Here is a 16,561-nt window from a genome sequence, read left to right on the forward strand (position 1 = left end):
TGATCTTCAATTGGATAGGGATTACCCACATTCGGGCCACTGCCGGTATTCGTTGTCGCCGTGTGGATATGAAAGCTGTCCCGCCAAGTGGTTGGGGTGAACTCAACAACCGTATCATCTGACCGGGTCACGAGCAGGCTGATCGCGTCTTTGAAACGGAAGTATTCATAGGAGTTGGACTCGACCGAAATCTCGTATCCGATGGAGACTTCGAGCAACGACCCCGGCTTCACCGGTATCGCTTCAGTGGTCAGGGTCAGGGTGTGAAAATGACTCTCCTGGTTGACCGTGCCAGAGGCCAGCGACACGAAGTCAAACTCATCAAGATAAACGGCCGAGCGCGTACCAAGCTGCCCATTAACGATGGAGCGCGCCGTAACCGTCTCCGCGACGATAGTATCAACAGCCAGACCGGGCGCGCCCAGCACGCCGGTTTCGGTGTCAAACGTGAAACGCTCTTCACCCTCGATTACAAGGAAGTCGAAGGCGAAGTTTGCTGTCGCTGTCTCGCCATCGGAATGCGCCTGCATGCCGTTGATCTTGCCGCCCACATCCAGCGTGAACCCATAGGTCGCTTCCAGTCGGCCGTTCACATCGACCAGTGCAGCAGCGTTGACAGACACCCCCGACGCGTTGTCCCCAATCGCGGCGTAGATAAGGTCCTCAGAGTCCGAAAGCGCGGTCTCTGCGTTCAGCTCGACTTCATTAACGCGGGCAATGGTGGCACGCGCGAGGATATCCTCCTCGGCATTCGTCTGGCGCGCATCGAGCGCGACAATGGCGGCCGCGTTGACCGCCACCCCATCCGTCCACGCGGTGTTTTCCGCAATGATGGCCGCCTCGGCATTGCCCAGCCGGACAACCGCGCCCTCGATCTCCACGAAGGCTGCCTCGGTTTCGTCGGCGCGCACCTCGCGCTCGGCAGCATAGCCCGCAAAACCGGCCAGCACTTGTGCCGTCAAGCTGTCCAGCCCCCGCGACGCCGCGCGCAGACCTTCGGTCGCATCAACCTCGACTTCATTGACCCGATCATTGGTCGCGCGGGTGAGGATATCACCCTCGGCATTGGTCATGCGACCTTCGAGCGTGACGATGTCACCCGCATTGGCGCCGGTCTCGGATGCCCGCGTGGTCTCTTCCGTCGCCAGATCGGCCGCGACTGCCGCCACCGCGTCGGCATTGTCGCTCGCCTCACCTTCAACCACGTCCATGCGGGCAGCGAGCAGCAACCGAGCCGCCGCCTCGGCCGCAACCGCGTCCGTCCACGCGGTGTTTTCCGCGATGATCGCGGCTTCGGCATTGCCCAACCGGACAACCGCCCCCTCGATCTCCACGAAGGCTGCCTCGGTTTCGGCGGCGCGCACCTCGCGCTCGGCAACATAGCCCGCGAAGCCGGCCAGGACTTGCGCCGTCAAGCTGTCCAGCCCCCGCGACGCCGCGCGCAGGCCTTCGGTCGCATCAACCTCGACTTCATTGACCCGATCATTGGTCGCGCGGGCGAGGATATCACCCTCGGCATTGGTCATGCGACCATCCAGCGTGACGATGTCACCCGCATTGGCGCCGGTCTCGCTCGCCCGTGTGGTCTCTTCTGTCGCCAGGTCGGCCGCAACGGCTGCCACCGCGTCGGCATTGTCGCTCGCCTCGCCTTCAACCACGTCCATGCGTGCCGTGAGCAGCAGCCGAGCCGCCGCCTCGGCCGCAACCGCGTCCGTCCACGCGGTGTTTTCCGCAATGATCGCAGCCTCGGCATTGCCCAATCGGACAACCGCGCCCTCGATCTGGACGAAGGCGGTTTCGGTTTCGTCGGCGCGGAACTCGACCTCCGAGACCAGGCCGGTAAACCCGGCCAACATCTGCGCAAGGGTCGAAGACAGACGGCGCCGCTCGTGGTCGATATCCGCCCGCGCCAGATCCAGCCGTGCATTGGCCTCGTCAAGCGAGACGCCCAAGCCCTCATCACCGTCGATGCGGTCGATCACCTCTTGCGCCAGGCCGTCGAGCGCGGCGTCTACGTCGGCGAGGACGGCGGCGGCCGGGCGCGAACCCAGCCCGACCCCGACATTGACGCTACCTGTCGCGATTATCTCGCCCGACACCGTCACCGCCGCAAGCGCGCGGGCGTCCGTCGACCTCACTCCGCTTTGGGAGATGTAGGCAACACGGGTCTCGACTTGAGCGCCAGGGGGGATACCTTCAAGCACCGCTCGGCCTTCGGCTGGGTCAATGTATCCCCATACCGTCCAGGCCGTGAACGCCTGCCATCCCCCTGCGCCGTCGCCGATGCGATAGCGATAGGTCACTTCGACCAACCGGACGCCTGGCGTTGTGACTTCACCGGCGACCTCTACTGCCGGCTGCGTTTCACCATTCTCGCCGTCAATCGTGATCGGCGTGGCAACCCAATCAGCTTCAGGCGGTTGCGGGAAGGTGTACGGGTCGGCCGGTGTCAGGCTCGGCGGTGCCGGTGGCGTTGGGTCGAGGCCGAGCGCGAACGGGTGCTTCGAGTCTGTCTCGGATCTGAAGGTGAGCGTGACCACGGACGTGAGCGGGTCAAAGTCGCGCTTGAGGACGAGGCACTTCAAGCCGTCCAGGACGAATTCCGGCTCGTCGATCGTGAAGGCGTCACCCGCCTTCAGCTCACGCATATAAGATTTCAGCGGGATGCGTCCGGTGATGCCTTCACGGCTGTCGCAGATGTCATAGACCGCGAGCTGCGAGGCTTGCACGCTATTATCAACAAAGACGTATTCGATGCCGCGCACGCGCTTGCCGCGATCCTCGGTCTGGTAAGCCGCGACCGTCACCTCATCGATCGGCACCATCTCCCAGTCCTGTGCCTCCTGGACGCACTTCGGGACAATCGTGTTGATGCGGCTGAGGCGGGACGCGGCAGCGGAAATCTCGACCGGGCCCGCCGTGTCGCGAGCCGAAATCGTCGCGACCGATGTCTTGGGTGCGCCCCGCGTGACGCATGACAGCAACCCGCCATTCTGTGCGTACATGCCACCGGCTGATTGTAGGAAAGCCAGCAAGGTCTGGTGTTTGTCATCGGCCGAGGTCCACGCGGCCGACATTGTCCAGCCATTGGCATCCGCGACGTTGGCCAACTCGACGAAGGCCGCGACATCGATGCGCGATGGTGCCATGCCCAACCCGCCAACCAGCTGGCCATTCTCGCGAAGACCGAGGGCGAAGGTCAGCGCGCCGACCGCGCCATTCCTCGTGTAGACCCATGTCGTCGGGTCATCGGCCCGGCAGCTGCCGGCACCGCCAGGATAGGTGGAGTCCTCGCGCGCGTCGTAGCCGAAGATGCCCTCAATGTCCTGGACGACCTTGGGCAGATCGGCGGGCCACCGCTCGCGCTTGGCATCCATCGCGGCCGTGATCATCGAGCACGCCTTGCCGGAAATCCGATGCGACGAATTCCATTGCGGCATCGGCGCGCCGCCTATCGTCGGATCGCTCAGCTGGCCGGGTGTTTGAAGCGCCGTGTCTGGCTGTGTGCCAAGGCGCAGGTCGCGCCAGAAGATATCCTTCCACGTCCCGGTCGTCTGGCGACCATAAGGCCCGCTGAACGAGCACACCTCGCCGTCGGCGCGGAAGGTGCCAAAGCTCTTGATCGGACCTGCGCCGGAGTAAACTGTCACCAGCGACTGATAACGATTGTCCGAACCCCAGGTGTCGCGGTGGACGATCTTGCCCGCCACACCGCGCTTACCCATCACGAACGGGATTGCGGCGTCCGGGTCGGCCGCCCATTCAGTCGGAGATCCGCCCGCACCGACCTGCGGCGCCATGATCGCGGCGACACCGATGTTGACCGAGGTCGTCACGGCGAAAACCGTTGCCGCCTGGGCCAGCGTGGCCGTGCCGGCAGCAGACGCTGCGAAGGCCCCGCCGACATAGGTCACCACGGCGCCGATGGCTGCTGAGAACGGATCAGCCATCGACCGGTACCCGCCACGCGGCTAGATACTGGGTCGGTTGAAGGACGACGAAATGGCCATCATTCAGGCCCAGCAGTCGGCCATTGCCCACATTGATCATCAGCGAGGCGCCAAACGGCTCCGGTGCTGGCAGCGCGACGATATCCGCCAGCCAGGCCCGCGCCGGCGCGATACGTGTCAGTCCGGCTTGATCAACACCCTCTGCCAGGCCCGGCAAGTCCAGCCTGCGCAGCGCCCGTATCGCCCCAGCTTCCGAACGATAACGAACGCCTTTCATCAACGGCAAACCGACGCCGAGTTGATGCAGGGTGAAGCCGACCAGCTTGGCACAGTCATGTCGGCCCCACGTCTGCGGTCGGCCGAAAAAGGTGTCGAGCGCCGCTTGGGCAGCGCGCTGACGTTTGGCTTGATGGCTCATCGGACCACCACCCCACCATTGGTGACATTCCCACCACCGCCTGAACCGCTGGCGATGCTCTTACGCGGTTCTGCGACTCGCCAAAAAACCTTGCCGGCAACCTTCGGGATATGGATCAAGCCATACTCGCCTGGCCAAACGGAGATATGAAACGCGTGCGACAGACGTTGATGCGCCGTCGGCTCCAGTTGCAGCTCGTCATCTGATCCACATTGCAGGATCACTTGCCGGTTCGCTTCGCCGACCTTGAGGTTGGCGAAGTCCAGACTGCCGATGAACAAACGCTCCGGAACGCCGATGGCCTGCCCGGTTTCGGGATCAACAGCGCCTTGCCAGACCCGCACTTGCGATCCTTGCGCGGCCGGCGCGGCCAGCGCCGCAACGGCCCCGTCCGAGGACGGAATGAGCGTGATTTGCGCGGAAACGGCCGTGGTCGCGACACCGTCTGTGATCGTGTCAACGCCACCCAGGACGCCATAGGTCACGTCGCGGGACGTAAAGCTCTGGGCTTCGCCATCGACCTCGAAAGCCACCATTCCGCCATCAACCAGGCGAAGCGCCGCGTCGGGCAATTCGATCTCGACTGCGGTAAAATGGGTCGATATCGCGTTCGACCAGGCCGCTTTGAGAAGCGCGTCCATCAATCGGTCTCCTCGATCGTGAAGGAGAGGCCGGAAACCATGACGGGTGCGCTGGCTTTGAACGCATCTTGAGGCAGTGTCACAAAGCCTTCAATGCGTGGATCTGCCAGCTCGGCCGTAGCACCATCCAGCGCGGCCGAGCGGATCATCGGGCGGACCGGAACAACCGCCCGACCGGTTCCGTCCGCCGTCACTGCCGCGCGTGCGCGGTAGAGGAAACGCTTGCCGCCGACGATCACGGGCATCCATTGGCCCTTGCGGATCGTATAGCCGACGGTCAGTCCGCGAACGGCGTAGCTGTTGCCAGTCTGCCCAGCGCCATCGATGACCGGATTGCCAGGATTTCCGACATCGAGACCAGGTTGCGGGATCGGCGCGGAGACACGCTCGTCCTCATCCTCCAGATCCGTCAGGTCCATCGCTTCGAGATAGCTGTGCGGCAACAGCTGATAAGAGATGGCCCAGCGGGTCCCCATGCGCTTGACCCGTGAAACCGGGCCACCGAACACAGGCTTTTGTTCGCGCCGGGCGGTGATCGGATAGGGCGTGATGCTGGCGATATCGAGATCTGCCGGAAGATCCAGGGTCATCCAAGCCTCCGCGACTGGTCATAGGACCGCTTCTCGGCCACTGCCTGCGACATCGAGTACGCGCCGCCGGCTGCTTGGGCGGCGATGGGTTCTGAAACCTTGCGCACGGCGGTGTCGAAATATTTGCTCTTGTCCACGGTGACGAGAAAGCCGCTGTTTTGCCGGCCATTGCCCATCGAGCGCAGCGCCGAGTTCGGCAGAACCTTGGCGCCTTGGGACGTGCCGATCACCGGCTCTGGACCAGCTTCGCCGACGATGCCGAATTGGCCGGCCGGGATCATGCCGCCGTTCGCAAAGAAACCAGCGAACACCTGTGAGATGAACCCGCCAATCCCGCCGCCACCACCCGCGCCAGCTCCTGTCGAGGCCATGGCATCGCGCGTCTGGAAGATGGCGTCGACCAATTGGTCGAGCGACCGGTCGACCAAGCGGCTGATCACGCGCTCGACGGCGCTGCCGAAGGCCTCCCAGACGGTCATCCCCTGGCGCATACCTTCACGCATGTCTTCGACAAAGCTGCGCGTCTGGGTCCGGAGAAAATCGATCCGTTCGCGCAAGGCGTCGGTCTCGTGCTCGGCACTCGCCATCTCGCGCGCCAACGCTTCGATCTCCTCACGCTGGGCCGGCGTCAATTTGATGTTGGCCCGCATCGCCTGGTTCAGAAGGTCGTGCTCATAGCGCAGCGCCGCAGCGGCCTGGTCGGTCAGCGACATCGCCTGTCGCTCGACCTCTTGCGCGGCGATGAATTCGCGGGCACCGCGAACAAGATTGCGATAGGGGTTTTCCACCGCCCGCTCACTGTCACCTTCGCGGGCATTGGCCCGATCGCGAGCGCGGGCAACCGCCCGGTCGCGCGTGCCTCGATAGAAGTCGCCCATCGGATCGGATTGCACGATGTCGGTGGCCTCGGCCGCTGCCTCCTGCAGAACCGTCGCGATCTCCCGGCCGATCTCACCCGGCAGCCCCACAAGGTCTTCCTTCAGGGCGTCGGCCATGCCCGTAAAAGGATTGACCAGTCGCCCCATAGACACTTGCCCAAGCGTGTCGATCTCGACCCAATCGGGCAGCATCTCGATCAGGGCGTTGATGCGGTCGATTGCGCCATTCACCATCGACTCGATGCCGGAGATCGTGCGGTTCGCGGCCGAAAGAACGACATCGCCGATAACCGCTGGCAGACGGCTCCAATTGTCAGCAATCAATCGGAGAGCAGTACCCCAAACAACGGCCACCGACCGCGCCTCAGTTGCAACGCGCAGGACCACCAAACGGAAACCGTTGATCAGCACATTCCCGACGATCCGTGTCCCTTCCACGATCCCGTCCCAAACTTGCCGGAAAACTCCGCCCAGCACGTCCAACGCGGGCTGAATGAAGGTCAGGACGCCATCGCCTATCGTCTGGAAAGCGGCGATCATGACATCGCCCATGGTGACGGAATACTTGGTCGTGTCGTCTATCGCGGCGGTCATGCCGGCGATGCCGGCTGCGGCGATTCCTGTAACCGCGATAAACGGCCAGAATTTTGCGACCGCGCTGGTCAGCATGTCGCCCATTTCGCGGAAGGCACGCGCCGCGCCGCCTTCACCCGGCCCGTAAATCTGCGAGATCTGTGGCCCTTGCTGGATCAGCACCATCAAGGGGTTCATGCCCATCGCCAACGTCGTGAAGACGTCGTTCATTTGGAACATCAACAGGCGTTGCTGCATGGCCGTATTGCGGGTCGACCGGCCCAGCTGGTCCATCGCGCTGGCGCGGCCGCGCAGGGCGGCGATCGAGGCCAGCGCCTGTTGCCGCTCCCGGCTGATCGCCGCTGACATCTCATCGGCCGATATCGCGCCGACAGCGTGTGCCTGGCGCACCTCTGTCTGGGCCTGCCGGTACTGCCGGATTGCCGCATAGACCGGATTATAGCGCGCCCGCATATCATCCAGCGCGCTGCCATAGGCCGTGATGTCGGTGGCGCTACGCCGAAGGCCACCGGTTACGCCGGTCAGCTGCTCGATGCGCGCGGTCGTCAGCGCCGCCTTCGCCGAAGTCTCGTTGAACGAGGCTTGCACGCTTTGGGCACCGGCCTTGGCGTTGCGCATACCGCTCGCGAGGCCGGCGTCATTGGTCCGCAGATCCAGAAGGGCAACACCAAGGCGCTCAGCCATCATGCGCCTCCTTCGCCCCTTGAACCGGCGGCACAACCGTCACGCCAATGCCCATCGCTTGCAGCGCGGCCGGCGATGCCTGCGCCGCGCGGACCGGGCGGCCGTAAGCGGCCCGCTCAAGGCGCGCGATCGAGCGGTGAAAATCGCCCTTCTCCAGCAGGCCGCTGCCCAGGGCTTGCGCCTGGACGGACCGCAGCGTCTCTTCGGCTTGCAGACGGGTAAGCATGGTGAAATAGGCCTTTACGTGCCGGACGGGCGCGCGGCGCCACCACCAGTCGGGAGACCCGCCAAAGAACCGCTGGAGCCGGATGATGGCTTCACCCCAGCCAATCCGCTCACCGCCCTCGCTGTCGCTCCTGCCAGCCCGGTCGCTTGACGCAGCAGAAGCCCGGTAAAAACCGACACGATCTGCATTCGCTGAAAGCCGGGGATCTTGTCGAACACCTCATCGGGGATCTCGACGAAGGCACGGTGCGCAACCTCATCGATCAGCTTGGCCATCTTCCTGTGGCTAGCCCTGTCATGCTTGGCGGAAAGCTCCCCGATCAGCGCGCCATCGCGAGTGATCTCCTGGCACGCCTCGACCGACAATTCGTCGGGCGCGTAGATCTCGAAGTCTTCGCCATTGATCCTGATGAAGTCACGCTTGATGGGTTCAAGACTGAGGATTGCTTCGTCGGCCATGGATACCTCCTTCGCCGGGGTGTTCGGTCAGTTGAATGCCAAGACGGGCGCAGACCCGCTCGATCTCGGCCTGGCGCGTTCGAACCGCCTTCAGGCCGTCCTTGTGTCGCCGCGCGGCGCGCTTGTGTTCCGCCGCCGCGCTGTCCAGTTGTCGGTGCTCTGCCGCCAGTGCTGCGGGGTCGATATGCGGCCCGGGCATTACTCTTCCAGTGGGGCTTGGTGCTGAATCACCAGCTGGCCAAAGCGCGCGGCGGCCGTCGCAGCGCTTGGGTCGACAAGCGCCATGTATTCGAACGCCAATCCGGCCGGATCACCCTTCTTGAAGACGGGTTCGGGCGAGGAGTTGAGGTAGCAGACCGGCATCTGGTATTGCAGGTTCATGGCATCGCCATAGGGCGAGTACGCGCCGCGCAGGAGCAGCGCGTGAAGCGCCACGTCATGCCCGCGATAAAAGGGCAGCGCCTTTGAGCCGGCCGTCCCGACGCCGGCCGCCGTGGTGGCAACGGTGGTGCCGGCCAGCGCGAGCGAATATTGCTCCAGCTGCAGGTCGAACAAGGTAAAGCCGACCGTCAGCCCCTCATTCTCGCGAAAGGCTTTCTTGGCACCCGTCAGGCCGAGCGACTTGAACGCCTTCACGTCCTGACTGTGGGCAATTTTCACGCCCTGCTCGTCGTAATTCTCCGAGCCCGTCGCGCCAATCAGCGCCCACGGACCCGCTGGCGCGGCATCGATGGCGGGAAAGGCCGTGCCGACCGGCGCGATATAGGCCTCGATCGGCCCGGCGATGATTTCAAACGGTGCGGTGTTCATCTAAACCTCGTTGAGGGCGTGATAGATCTGGAAAGATTGGAAGGCGTAGGGCCAGTCGGCGTCGCCATCGCGGCCGCTCGAAAACCCGCCCGCCGGCTGAATCCAGTGGATGAGGGCGCCGGCGACCGTCAGACGCTCGACATTGGTCAGCGCGCGCCGGCATTTGCGCCGCAGCGAATCCGCCTTTGAGGGCGTCGCGCCATAGGCGACCAGGTCAAAGCGTTGGGTGTCGTGCTGGACATTGCTGCCCTGGGCGCTGGACACGCCGCCCGATGGTCGGATGACTACGGCGGGGCGGGGCATGTGCCGGGCCTCATCTGGCGGCAGCTCGCCGCCGAACACGCGCGTGGTAAGAACGGCTGCCACCGGGGCATCCGCCTTCAAGACCGCCGTCACGGCGCCGATGATGTCCACGTCTTCAGCCATGCCGCGAGACTAGGCATCAGTCACGGCCTGAAATATCGGCGCGGCTGCGCGGGCGAACTATATCGGGAAGGCCGGGCCACAATCTCTGGCGCGCGCCACCCGGTCAAGGGGCGACCACCTAGAGGCGTTCATAGGCTTTGCGGATGTTGAGGGCGAGCTTGGGATATTCTGCGTCGGCCGCCGGGCGCAGATAGGGCCGCGCCGGGATCTTGACCTGACTGACTAGGCGCACGCTTCCATCGGACTGCGGGATGGTCAGGGCGGCACCATTCTTTGGCTTGATGATGCCGCCCAGCTCATGGATGCGGGCGTAGACGACATCCCGAACGCCCCAAGTGCCGCGCACGCCAGACTCTTCCCTGGCCGCGTAGTCGGTGATGTCGATGCCGCCTTCCAGCACACCGGTCCGGTTTTGCCAGGCATGGTTCAACTTGGCGCGCGCGGCCGCACTGCCCATCGTCTTGTTGACCCCGAGGATCTGCGCCTGGCGCATCTTCGACGTGACGGCATCGCCGAACCATTGCAGATCCTGGGAGGTCGCCATGCTTATCCTTTCGACTGGATGACCAGCTCGCCGGCCGGTCGGCCCGCGCCACCGGATATCGAATAGTTGACCGTCGCCGTCTCGATGTTGAAGCTAGCGAAGAGCGTGCGGATCTCCGGCCGGTCGTTGATCGACAGGATGAACCGGCCCTTGATTGACGCCAGCCGGTCGGCCAACTCGGCGAACTCGTCTCGCCCGAACATGCCGGCGCCATAATCCTCTTCATTCCCCCAGTACGGCGGGTCGAGATAGAAGAGTGTGTCGGCGCGATCATAGCGCTCGATCAACGCCTGCCAGGGCAGGTTCTCGATCACCACACCGGCCAGGCGTTCATGCACCTCCTCAAGCAATGGCGCGAGCGTGTTGAGGTTGAACCGGACACCCCGGCCGACGCTCACGCCGAAATTTCGTCCGGCCACCTTGCCGCCGAAGGCCACCCGCTGGAGGTAGAGGAATCGCGCGGCCCGTTCCAGATCCGTGAGGGTCGCCGGGTCGCAGGCCTGGAGCCGTTCGAACTCACGTCGGCTGGTCACCTGAAAGCGCAGCGTGTCCATGAATTGCGGGTAGTGGCGCTGCAGGATGCGAAACAGGTTGGCCACATCACCGGAGAAGTCGTTGATGACCTCACCGGCCGGCGCGCTCGTACGGCGCAGGAATATGCCGCCCATCCCCACAAACGGCTCGACATATGTCGCGTGAGGCGTCGCGGCGATCATGGCGCAGATCCGCTTGGCCAGGTTGCGCTTGCCGCCGATATAGGCGGACGGTGTTCGGGTCGGCCGTACCGGCCGCATACTGTCAGGTGTCATTCCAATCCTTCCGGAATCGTGAAAATCACCCTGCGCCCCGCAAGGGGCGGCGGATGAAGTATCTCCGGTGCTTGGTGGGGCGCTGACGCCAATCTGCAACCCCGCTGCCGAGACATTCGCCTCGGCCATCCGCTGACCAGTCTGCGCCTAGTCCATCCAGGCGAGCATCTCCTCTGACGTGCCCCAATCATCGGGGAAGCAGGCGAACTTGCGCTGGGGCGCGCCCTCGGCATTGACCAGGAACCGGTCGACCCAGTTGACCTCGGCTTCCGACAGCTCGATGCAAATCGGTTGGTGGTCGCTGTCGAACCAGTCATCGCCGATCTTCACGCGCATCAGGCGACCCTCTTCAAGGCGGCTTCAAGGTGGGTGTGTTTGTGCTGGACCTGTCCTTCGACACGAAAGCGGCCGGCGAAGATCACGACGTCGCGCCGGTTGGTGATCCGGGCAATCTCGTCGCCCTCATTCACGTCGGCTCCCAGGGCGAACATGATGCGCATGTCCTCGATCAGGGCAGTCTTGTCGCCATCGACAACTTCGCGGGTTGAAGTTGACCAGGCCCAGCACCTCACCGTGGCCAGCGCGATGAAGTCCGGCGCGACATCGTCGCCCCAGTCATCCTTGCCGACCGCCTGGTTGCGTTCGACATCGGCCAAATGCACGAGACGACCGGAAATCATGTCAGCTCTCCAGCCCGGCCAGCAGGCCGAGCATGTAGTTCATGACGTGCTCGCGGCTATTGCCGTCATCATCGAACAGCGACCCGCCCGACTTCGTGCACAGATTGAGTACCTGCCATTCACCGCCGCACGGCAGGCAGAGGTCGTAATGGCGGGTAGTCGCGCTGGCCCCGAACAAAGGCCTGCGGCCAGCATGAACATGGACACGAACAATCCAGTCCCGGCCGGTCTTGTTGCGCAATTGCTGCAGCAGGCCGTTCGCGTCCTCATCGCCGTCGATCCGGCGTCCGGCAACGACCTTGTCTTCCGACAGATAAACAACCGCCGACATCACCCACCCCGCATCGAAATCGGGAACCACGACAACAACCAGATTGCAGCGCCGATAATCAGGATCAGCGCTGCTAACGCTGAGGACAACGCATTGCCGATAAGCCGGCGCCCGCCTTCAGGGATTCGACGCCACAGCCAGTTCGGCAGGCCGGAGAGAAAGAGCCACAGGACAAGGAATGCGGCGCCCAGGATCAACAGGATCGGTAACATCACGATCCGCCTTCACTGCGTCGGCCAAGCGTCAACAGCGCGATGGCGAGACCACAAGAGACGAAGGCCAGCAGGGCGACCAGAAAAAAGGAAAGCGGGTGCATCTTTTGCCTCAAGCCAGGAGAAAGCCGCCGCGCCGCTGCGCCAGGCTCTCAAGGATTTGCTCACGCTCGGTCGCAATATTGCCAGACAGCGTGAATGAGTGGTCGCCGGCGCGTTCCGACTTCAGCCCGCCACGATAGGACAGGTCGAGCTGGACCAGCTTGATCACCGCCTCGTCACGCGCGGCCGCTTCGCCGATCGGCGTGTAGGTGATCGTCACTAGTGGCGCCCAATGGCTGCGCCCGTTCGGGCCGCCGGTGAGGCGCTGCAAGGTTCGACCGCCGTGCAAAATGCGATAGTCCGTCGCGTCCAGCTCGATGTCGGTGGCCGCCAGCCCCGTATCGGCCGGATCCGACTCCGTGACGGTGATCGCCTCGCCGTCATCGATCGGACGCGCCAGGCGCAGCGTCTTGAGCGTGCGCGCCTCCGGATCAGTCGGGTCGGCCATTTCAAGCGCGATCGGCCCGGCCGGACCGAAACGGGCGACAATCTCGGCCGTGACGCCGTCGATCATCGCCTGCAGCTCGGTATCCGACAGGTCCGACCCGGTGCGTTCTTTCACACGATCCAGAAGGGCCATTGAACCGTCCTCAGCCGGCGTTTTCGAGCTTGTTGATCTTCAGGCCACCCTGCGCACTGGCGGGCGGCTCATCAGGTGCGCCAGCCGCCACAATGGCTCGCGCTTGCGTCGTCCAGGACACCCAATCATTGGCGCTTGCGTTGGTTTCCAGCTCCGGCGGTGAGGCCGGGTCGATGGCTGCAAGGGCGCCGAAATTGTCGATACCGGCTGCGACGAGCGCCTTGGCCGTCGCCGCACCGACACCCTTCAGCTCGGTGAGATCGTCGATCGCCGGGCCGCCAGACTTGTCCCCGTCCGGCTCCTTCGACTTGTCGCCGTCGGGCTTCTTGTCCTTGTTCGGGCGGACCGGGGCGGATTTGCCGCCCTGCCTACCCACAGCCCCGTCAACCAGGCCGAAGCGCTCGGCCGCGGAATCGGGGATTTCATCGTCCGGCGCGGCGTAGAGGAAGGCCGCATCCTTGTGGCCCTCGGCGACCAGGGCGTTTTTGGCGGCGGTCAAATACAGGCGTGCAGTGGCTTTCATGATCAGCTCCTATTCGCTCATCGCCCAAAGGACGTGCAGAAAGTCCCCGGTCGTGTCGGTGGTCGTATTCTCAACGACCCCGGCCTTGGTGGCGTGGATGGAAAACTCGGCGGTGCGGTCAGTGCGCGTTGGCGGCGAGCCGTCGACGATATGTTCAACCGACAGCAAAGTGTCGCCCGGCGTAAGATTGCCTTGGACCGCGTGTTCGCCAGCTGCGCCGCCAGGAATGAGGCAGCAGCCGGTTGGAACCGAAAATCCGGAAATGGTGGTCATCAAGCCCTCCCATGGGCAGGAGAATGGGGCGCGCCCTGAAGGCCTTGCGCCGGGAGCCTTGGCCGTACCGGACGCCCCTCTCGCTGGGTATGAGGTGAAGCGGGCGCGACCGGGGTCGCGCCCGCCAGCAAGCCGGTCTAGAGGCCGGTGCAGGAGCAGAAGGCGGCGGGTCGGAAGAAGACGATGCCCATCCGCGTATCGGCCCGGATCGTCCGCTGACCCTTGGTGAACTGCGAGCCGACAAAGCCGACCTGGACGTCAACACCGCGCCGCTCGAAGAGCGAGACGAAAGCGGGGTTGAATGCCCCGACATAGCCCGTGCCGGCTGCATCGGCGTCGCACTGGACAACCGGCAGACCCCAAAGGCGTTCCGGCCCGGCTTCGCTCGGATTGCCCCAGATGTAGACGCCGTCGGCGGTGCGCATCAGACGCACGCCCTGCCAGTCAGTCGGGTTGATGACGTGATGGGTCGGGATCGCCCGGCCAGTGACGCGGATCTTGGTCATGGCCTTGTAGAAGACGTCCGGAACCGGATCGGCGCCCTTCGCCTGCGTCTGGATGCCGACGGTATTCTTGAGGCCGCGCATGTTCGGCGTAGTGCCGTTGCCGACGAGGATCTGGCCGTCGAGCCGTTGACGGATGCCGAACACCAGGCGCGAGTTGATGTAGGATTGCGACTGATCGACGTCCTCAAGCTGCTCGTCGGTGACCGGGATGCTCGTGCCGATCTTCACGATCGTGCCGTTCTTTTCGGTGAGAACGAACTCGGCCTCGCCATAGTCGCCACCCTCGGCCACCTCTGCAGCGCCGTGGTTACGGGTGGTTTCTTCCATGTACGGAATCGCCGCCTGACCCGTCCGGGCCATTGGGACGATGTCCAGGAGCTGGACCGGACGCGTTGCTGCCTCGACAAAACCCGGCAGGCGGACGCTTTCCGGTGCCCAACCGGCCGACGTGGTCATCGCAGCCTTGGAGCCGATCGTGTTGATCGACAGACCCTTGGCCAGCATGTCGGACGGCAGATACTCGTCGAACTGCAGGGTAATGCCGTCCGGCGCGCCACGCTCGACCCAATCGCGATAGGCCTTCTCGTCCGAGACCATATCGCCCAGGGCCTTGAGCTGCTGGACAGCGGAGTCGGACCGGGCCTTGTCGCCGCCAGGCATTGGCAGGCCGCGCACCGCCTTTTCACGGTCCGAATGCGAAGAGGCCGCTTTCTCGGCCGCCTCCAGCGCCTCGACTGCGGTGGCCGCCTCGTCCAGCTCGGCATTCTTCTCATTGATGCGCTTGACGACGTCGATCGTCGAATGCGCTTTCGCGTCCATGCCAAGCGAGGCCTGAAGCGTCTCCTTGGCGACTTTCTGGAAGTCGTACTGACCATCGCTGGTCTTGGCTTCGGTGAAGACGGTGCCGAGCGACGCCTGAAGGGCGGCGAACTTGTCGCGGGCGGCAGTGAGGGTGGTCATGGGTCAATACTCCCGTTGATTGGTCGCCGCAGCCCGCGCGGCCTGTCAGATAGCGGTGAATGACGGGTGCAGCCGGCGCGGCCCGTTCAGGTCGAGAGCAAAGCTATTGGGAGGGGAGGTTCGGACCTATCCGCGCAGCCGCGCGGGGCAGTGAGCTGCCGAGATCCGGTGCCAACCGTTCTGGCCGATATTTACCGCGGAATCCAGCTTGCCGGCACGCCGAAGTGAATTCGCACCGACAAGGCGGCCCAAGATTGGCCCTAAATAGGCACTTTGAACGCGCTGGGCCGCGATTCAGGGCTTGGAATGTACCAGCGCCGCCGCACGGCCAGCCAAGGCGCTCTGTGCCCGCCAGAATCGCAGCGCGCAAAATGAAGGAAAGTCACGGGAGTATGGATCGGTGGCGGGGCGACGTCGGTGATCAACCTGGCGCCGCCCGCCAACCTCAAACCGCGCTCTACCAATTGAGCTACAGACAGCGCCAAGGGACGCATGCGCCGGGGCATGAAGCCGACTTGTCTGACCGGGATCGAACCGGCGTCTCGGGTTCGCGGTGCTCTACCAGGCTGAGCTACCAATCGGGCGGGATTCGAACCCGCGCCCTCCGCGTCTCGAACTATAGAGTGCGCGCCCAGCGCCTGAACGCATCCCGTGTTTCGAACGCGGCCGCCAGCCGCTCACCCTCGGCACGGGCCTTGGCCTCGGCATCGTCCGGATCGGCTCGGCCGGTCTCCAGCACCGCTTCAAGCCGGGCCTTCAACTCGCCCAACTGGGCGAGACGCTCGGCGCCGAGCTGGCGCCCGTCTCCCTCACGCGCCGCCTTCACGCCCTCGGCGCGCTCGACCAGGTCATCGAGATCCGCGATGGCTTGGTCGATCTGATCGGCGAAGGTGCCGCGTGACTTCATGCCCAAGGTGCCGGTGCCCGCGCCGGCACCGCGAACCACTGGCGAGACCTCGTGAACGTCCAGCTTCTTTAGGACACGCACAACCTCGCCGCCGCGAAGCTCCTGGCGGGCATCCATCACGCCATAGCCGTAGGACCATTCCTGCGACGGCACACCTTTGGCCAAATCAAACTTGAGGTGAGAGTGCCAGTCCCGGCCATCGGCCGTGTCGAGGTTGAGGTGCAACTCGGCGAACGCAACCCCCTTGTCCTCGTAGACTCGCGCCTTGCCGAGCGGCAGGGCCTTTCTATTGTGGGCCGGAAGGATCGGCACCCATTGGCCGCCTTCCTTCCATCCGAACGCACCCTCCTCATAGGCGTCGCCGTCGTAGTCGACCGCCGACAGGGTTGCAATTCGGGCCAAGCCATGGCCCGCGTCGTCCATCTTCTCGACAATCAGGCTCTTGATCTCGGTTTTCAT

The 16,561-nt window shown here is 64.1% G+C and carries 20 protein-coding genes and 1 tRNA gene; all 21 read right to left on the reverse strand.

Features of this window, described 5'->3' with window-relative positions; translation table 11 throughout:
- The coding region (locus C7435_RS00005; RefSeq protein WP_121209551.1) for a hypothetical protein at positions 1–3,950 on the reverse strand (3,950 nt) is incomplete at its 3' end.
- Entirely contained in the window at positions 3,943–4,368 is a 426-nt protein-coding gene (locus C7435_RS00010) for a DUF6950 family protein (protein ID WP_121209552.1), read from the reverse strand. The genes C7435_RS00010 and C7435_RS00005, both read right to left, overlap by 8 nt.
- Positions 4,365–5,009, reverse strand: coding sequence for a hypothetical protein (locus tag C7435_RS00015; RefSeq protein ID WP_121209553.1), 645 nt, complete (start codon positions 5,007–5,009; stop codon positions 4,365–4,367). The genes C7435_RS00010 and C7435_RS00015 overlap by 4 nt, the downstream gene beginning before the upstream one ends.
- Positions 5,009–5,599 (reverse strand): hypothetical protein, encoded by a 591-nt coding sequence (locus C7435_RS00020; protein WP_121209554.1) that lies wholly within the window; start codon positions 5,597–5,599, stop codon positions 5,009–5,011. Before C7435_RS00020 ends, C7435_RS00015 begins: the two co-directional genes overlap by 1 nt.
- Complete coding sequence (locus C7435_RS00025; protein ID WP_170150284.1) at positions 5,596–7,755, reverse strand: phage tail length tape measure family protein; 2,160 nt, start codon at positions 7,753–7,755, stop codon at positions 5,596–5,598. The genes C7435_RS00020 and C7435_RS00025 overlap by 4 nt, the downstream gene beginning before the upstream one ends.
- Positions 7,748–7,981: a hypothetical protein gene (locus C7435_RS00030; RefSeq protein WP_075188592.1), complete on the reverse strand. Its 234-nt coding sequence runs from the start codon at positions 7,979–7,981 to the stop codon at positions 7,748–7,750. Before C7435_RS00030 ends, C7435_RS00025 begins: the two co-directional genes overlap by 8 nt.
- 14 nt (positions 7,982–7,995) lie before the next feature.
- The gene (locus C7435_RS00035; protein ID WP_121209556.1) at positions 7,996–8,439 is read right to left on the reverse strand and encodes a hypothetical protein; all 444 of its coding nucleotides are present in this window, start codon (positions 8,437–8,439) and stop codon (positions 7,996–7,998) included.
- Between the two features lie 198 nt (positions 8,440–8,637).
- Positions 8,638–9,249, reverse strand: coding sequence for a hypothetical protein (locus tag C7435_RS00045; protein WP_075188590.1), 612 nt, complete (start codon positions 9,247–9,249; stop codon positions 8,638–8,640).
- Complete coding sequence (gp17, locus tag C7435_RS00050; protein WP_121209558.1) at positions 9,250–9,675, reverse strand: tail completion protein gp17; 426 nt, start codon at positions 9,673–9,675, stop codon at positions 9,250–9,252.
- A 118-nt stretch (positions 9,676–9,793) separates the two neighbouring features.
- Positions 9,794–10,219, reverse strand: coding sequence for a phage morphogenesis protein (locus tag C7435_RS00055; protein WP_121209559.1), 426 nt, complete (start codon positions 10,217–10,219; stop codon positions 9,794–9,796).
- Between the two features lie 2 nt (positions 10,220–10,221).
- Entirely contained in the window at positions 10,222–11,028 is an 807-nt protein-coding gene (locus tag C7435_RS00060; protein ID WP_121209560.1) for a DNA adenine methylase, read from the reverse strand.
- A 147-nt stretch (positions 11,029–11,175) separates the two neighbouring features.
- The gene (locus C7435_RS00065) at positions 11,176–11,364 is read right to left on the reverse strand and encodes a hypothetical protein (protein ID WP_121209561.1); all 189 of its coding nucleotides are present in this window, start codon (positions 11,362–11,364) and stop codon (positions 11,176–11,178) included.
- Positions 11,364–11,708 (reverse strand): hypothetical protein, encoded by a 345-nt coding sequence (locus tag C7435_RS00070; RefSeq protein WP_121209562.1) that lies wholly within the window; start codon positions 11,706–11,708, stop codon positions 11,364–11,366. Before C7435_RS00070 ends, C7435_RS00065 begins: the two co-directional genes overlap by 1 nt.
- Before the next feature lies 1 nt (position 11,709).
- Positions 11,710–12,039: a hypothetical protein gene (locus tag C7435_RS00075; RefSeq protein ID WP_121209563.1), complete on the reverse strand. Its 330-nt coding sequence runs from the start codon at positions 12,037–12,039 to the stop codon at positions 11,710–11,712.
- Complete coding sequence (locus C7435_RS00080) at positions 12,039–12,251, reverse strand: hypothetical protein (protein ID WP_121209564.1); 213 nt, start codon at positions 12,249–12,251, stop codon at positions 12,039–12,041. The genes C7435_RS00075 and C7435_RS00080 overlap by 1 nt, the downstream gene beginning before the upstream one ends.
- A gap of 112 nt (positions 12,252–12,363) precedes the next feature.
- Positions 12,364–12,933, reverse strand: a complete 570-nt coding sequence (locus C7435_RS00085; protein ID WP_121209565.1) for a hypothetical protein — start codon at positions 12,931–12,933, stop codon at positions 12,364–12,366.
- Between the two features lie 10 nt (positions 12,934–12,943).
- A complete protein-coding gene (locus C7435_RS00090) occupies positions 12,944–13,456 on the reverse strand; it encodes a hypothetical protein (RefSeq protein ID WP_121209566.1) in 513 nt (170 codons plus the stop codon).
- Between the two features lie 9 nt (positions 13,457–13,465).
- On the reverse strand, positions 13,466–13,729 hold the full coding sequence (locus C7435_RS00095) for a hypothetical protein (RefSeq protein WP_121209567.1): 264 nt from the start codon (positions 13,727–13,729) through the stop codon (positions 13,466–13,468).
- 137 nt (positions 13,730–13,866) lie between these two features.
- Positions 13,867–15,195: a phage major capsid protein gene (locus tag C7435_RS00100; protein WP_121209568.1), complete on the reverse strand. Its 1,329-nt coding sequence runs from the start codon at positions 15,193–15,195 to the stop codon at positions 13,867–13,869.
- Between the two features lie 514 nt (positions 15,196–15,709).
- Positions 15,710–15,773, reverse strand: a tRNA-OTHER gene (locus C7435_RS00105).
- 38 nt (positions 15,774–15,811) lie between these two features.
- A complete protein-coding gene (locus C7435_RS00110) occupies positions 15,812–16,561 on the reverse strand; it encodes an HK97 family phage prohead protease (RefSeq protein WP_121209569.1) in 750 nt (249 codons plus the stop codon).

It is taken from the genome of Maricaulis maris, from assembly GCF_003634045.1.
Classification (GTDB): domain Bacteria; phylum Pseudomonadota; class Alphaproteobacteria; order Caulobacterales; family Maricaulaceae; genus Maricaulis; species Maricaulis maris.

Bases quoted from the DNA above. Each gene is read 5' to 3' on its own strand.
- C7435_RS00010 (WP_121209552.1), bottom strand. From the start codon at position 4,368: ATGAGCCATCAAGCCAAACGTCAGCGCGCTGCCCAAGCGGCGCTCGAC.
- C7435_RS00015 (WP_121209553.1), bottom strand. From the start codon at position 5,009: ATGGACGCGCTTCTCAAAGCGGCCTGGTCGAACGCGATATCGACCCAT.
- C7435_RS00020 (WP_121209554.1), bottom strand. From the start codon at position 5,599: ATGACCCTGGATCTTCCGGCAGATCTCGATATCGCCAGCATCACGCCC.
- C7435_RS00025 (WP_170150284.1), bottom strand. From the start codon at position 7,755: ATGGCTGAGCGCCTTGGTGTTGCCCTTCTGGATCTGCGGACCAATGAC.
- C7435_RS00030 (WP_075188592.1), bottom strand. From the start codon at position 7,981: ATGCTTACCCGTCTGCAAGCCGAAGAGACGCTGCGGTCCGTCCAGGCG.
- C7435_RS00035 (WP_121209556.1), bottom strand. From the start codon at position 8,439: ATGGCCGACGAAGCAATCCTCAGTCTTGAACCCATCAAGCGTGACTTC.
- C7435_RS00045 (WP_075188590.1), bottom strand. From the start codon at position 9,249: ATGAACACCGCACCGTTTGAAATCATCGCCGGGCCGATCGAGGCCTAT.
- gp17 (WP_121209558.1), bottom strand. From the start codon at position 9,675: ATGGCTGAAGACGTGGACATCATCGGCGCCGTGACGGCGGTCTTGAAG.
- C7435_RS00055 (WP_121209559.1), bottom strand. From the start codon at position 10,219: ATGGCGACCTCCCAGGATCTGCAATGGTTCGGCGATGCCGTCACGTCG.
- C7435_RS00060 (WP_121209560.1), bottom strand. From the start codon at position 11,028: ATGACACCTGACAGTATGCGGCCGGTACGGCCGACCCGAACACCGTCC.
- C7435_RS00065 (WP_121209561.1), bottom strand. From the start codon at position 11,364: ATGCGCGTGAAGATCGGCGATGACTGGTTCGACAGCGACCACCAACCG.
- C7435_RS00070 (WP_121209562.1), bottom strand. From the start codon at position 11,708: ATGATTTCCGGTCGTCTCGTGCATTTGGCCGATGTCGAACGCAACCAG.
- C7435_RS00075 (WP_121209563.1), bottom strand. From the start codon at position 12,039: ATGTCGGCGGTTGTTTATCTGTCGGAAGACAAGGTCGTTGCCGGACGC.
- C7435_RS00080 (WP_121209564.1), bottom strand. From the start codon at position 12,251: ATGTTACCGATCCTGTTGATCCTGGGCGCCGCATTCCTTGTCCTGTGG.
- C7435_RS00085 (WP_121209565.1), bottom strand. From the start codon at position 12,933: ATGGCCCTTCTGGATCGTGTGAAAGAACGCACCGGGTCGGACCTGTCG.
- C7435_RS00090 (WP_121209566.1), bottom strand. From the start codon at position 13,456: ATGAAAGCCACTGCACGCCTGTATTTGACCGCCGCCAAAAACGCCCTG.
- C7435_RS00095 (WP_121209567.1), bottom strand. From the start codon at position 13,729: ATGACCACCATTTCCGGATTTTCGGTTCCAACCGGCTGCTGCCTCATT.
- C7435_RS00100 (WP_121209568.1), bottom strand. From the start codon at position 15,195: ATGACCACCCTCACTGCCGCCCGCGACAAGTTCGCCGCCCTTCAGGCG.
- C7435_RS00110 (WP_121209569.1), bottom strand. From the start codon at position 16,561: ATGAAAACCGAGATCAAGAGCCTGATTGTCGAGAAGATGGACGACGCG.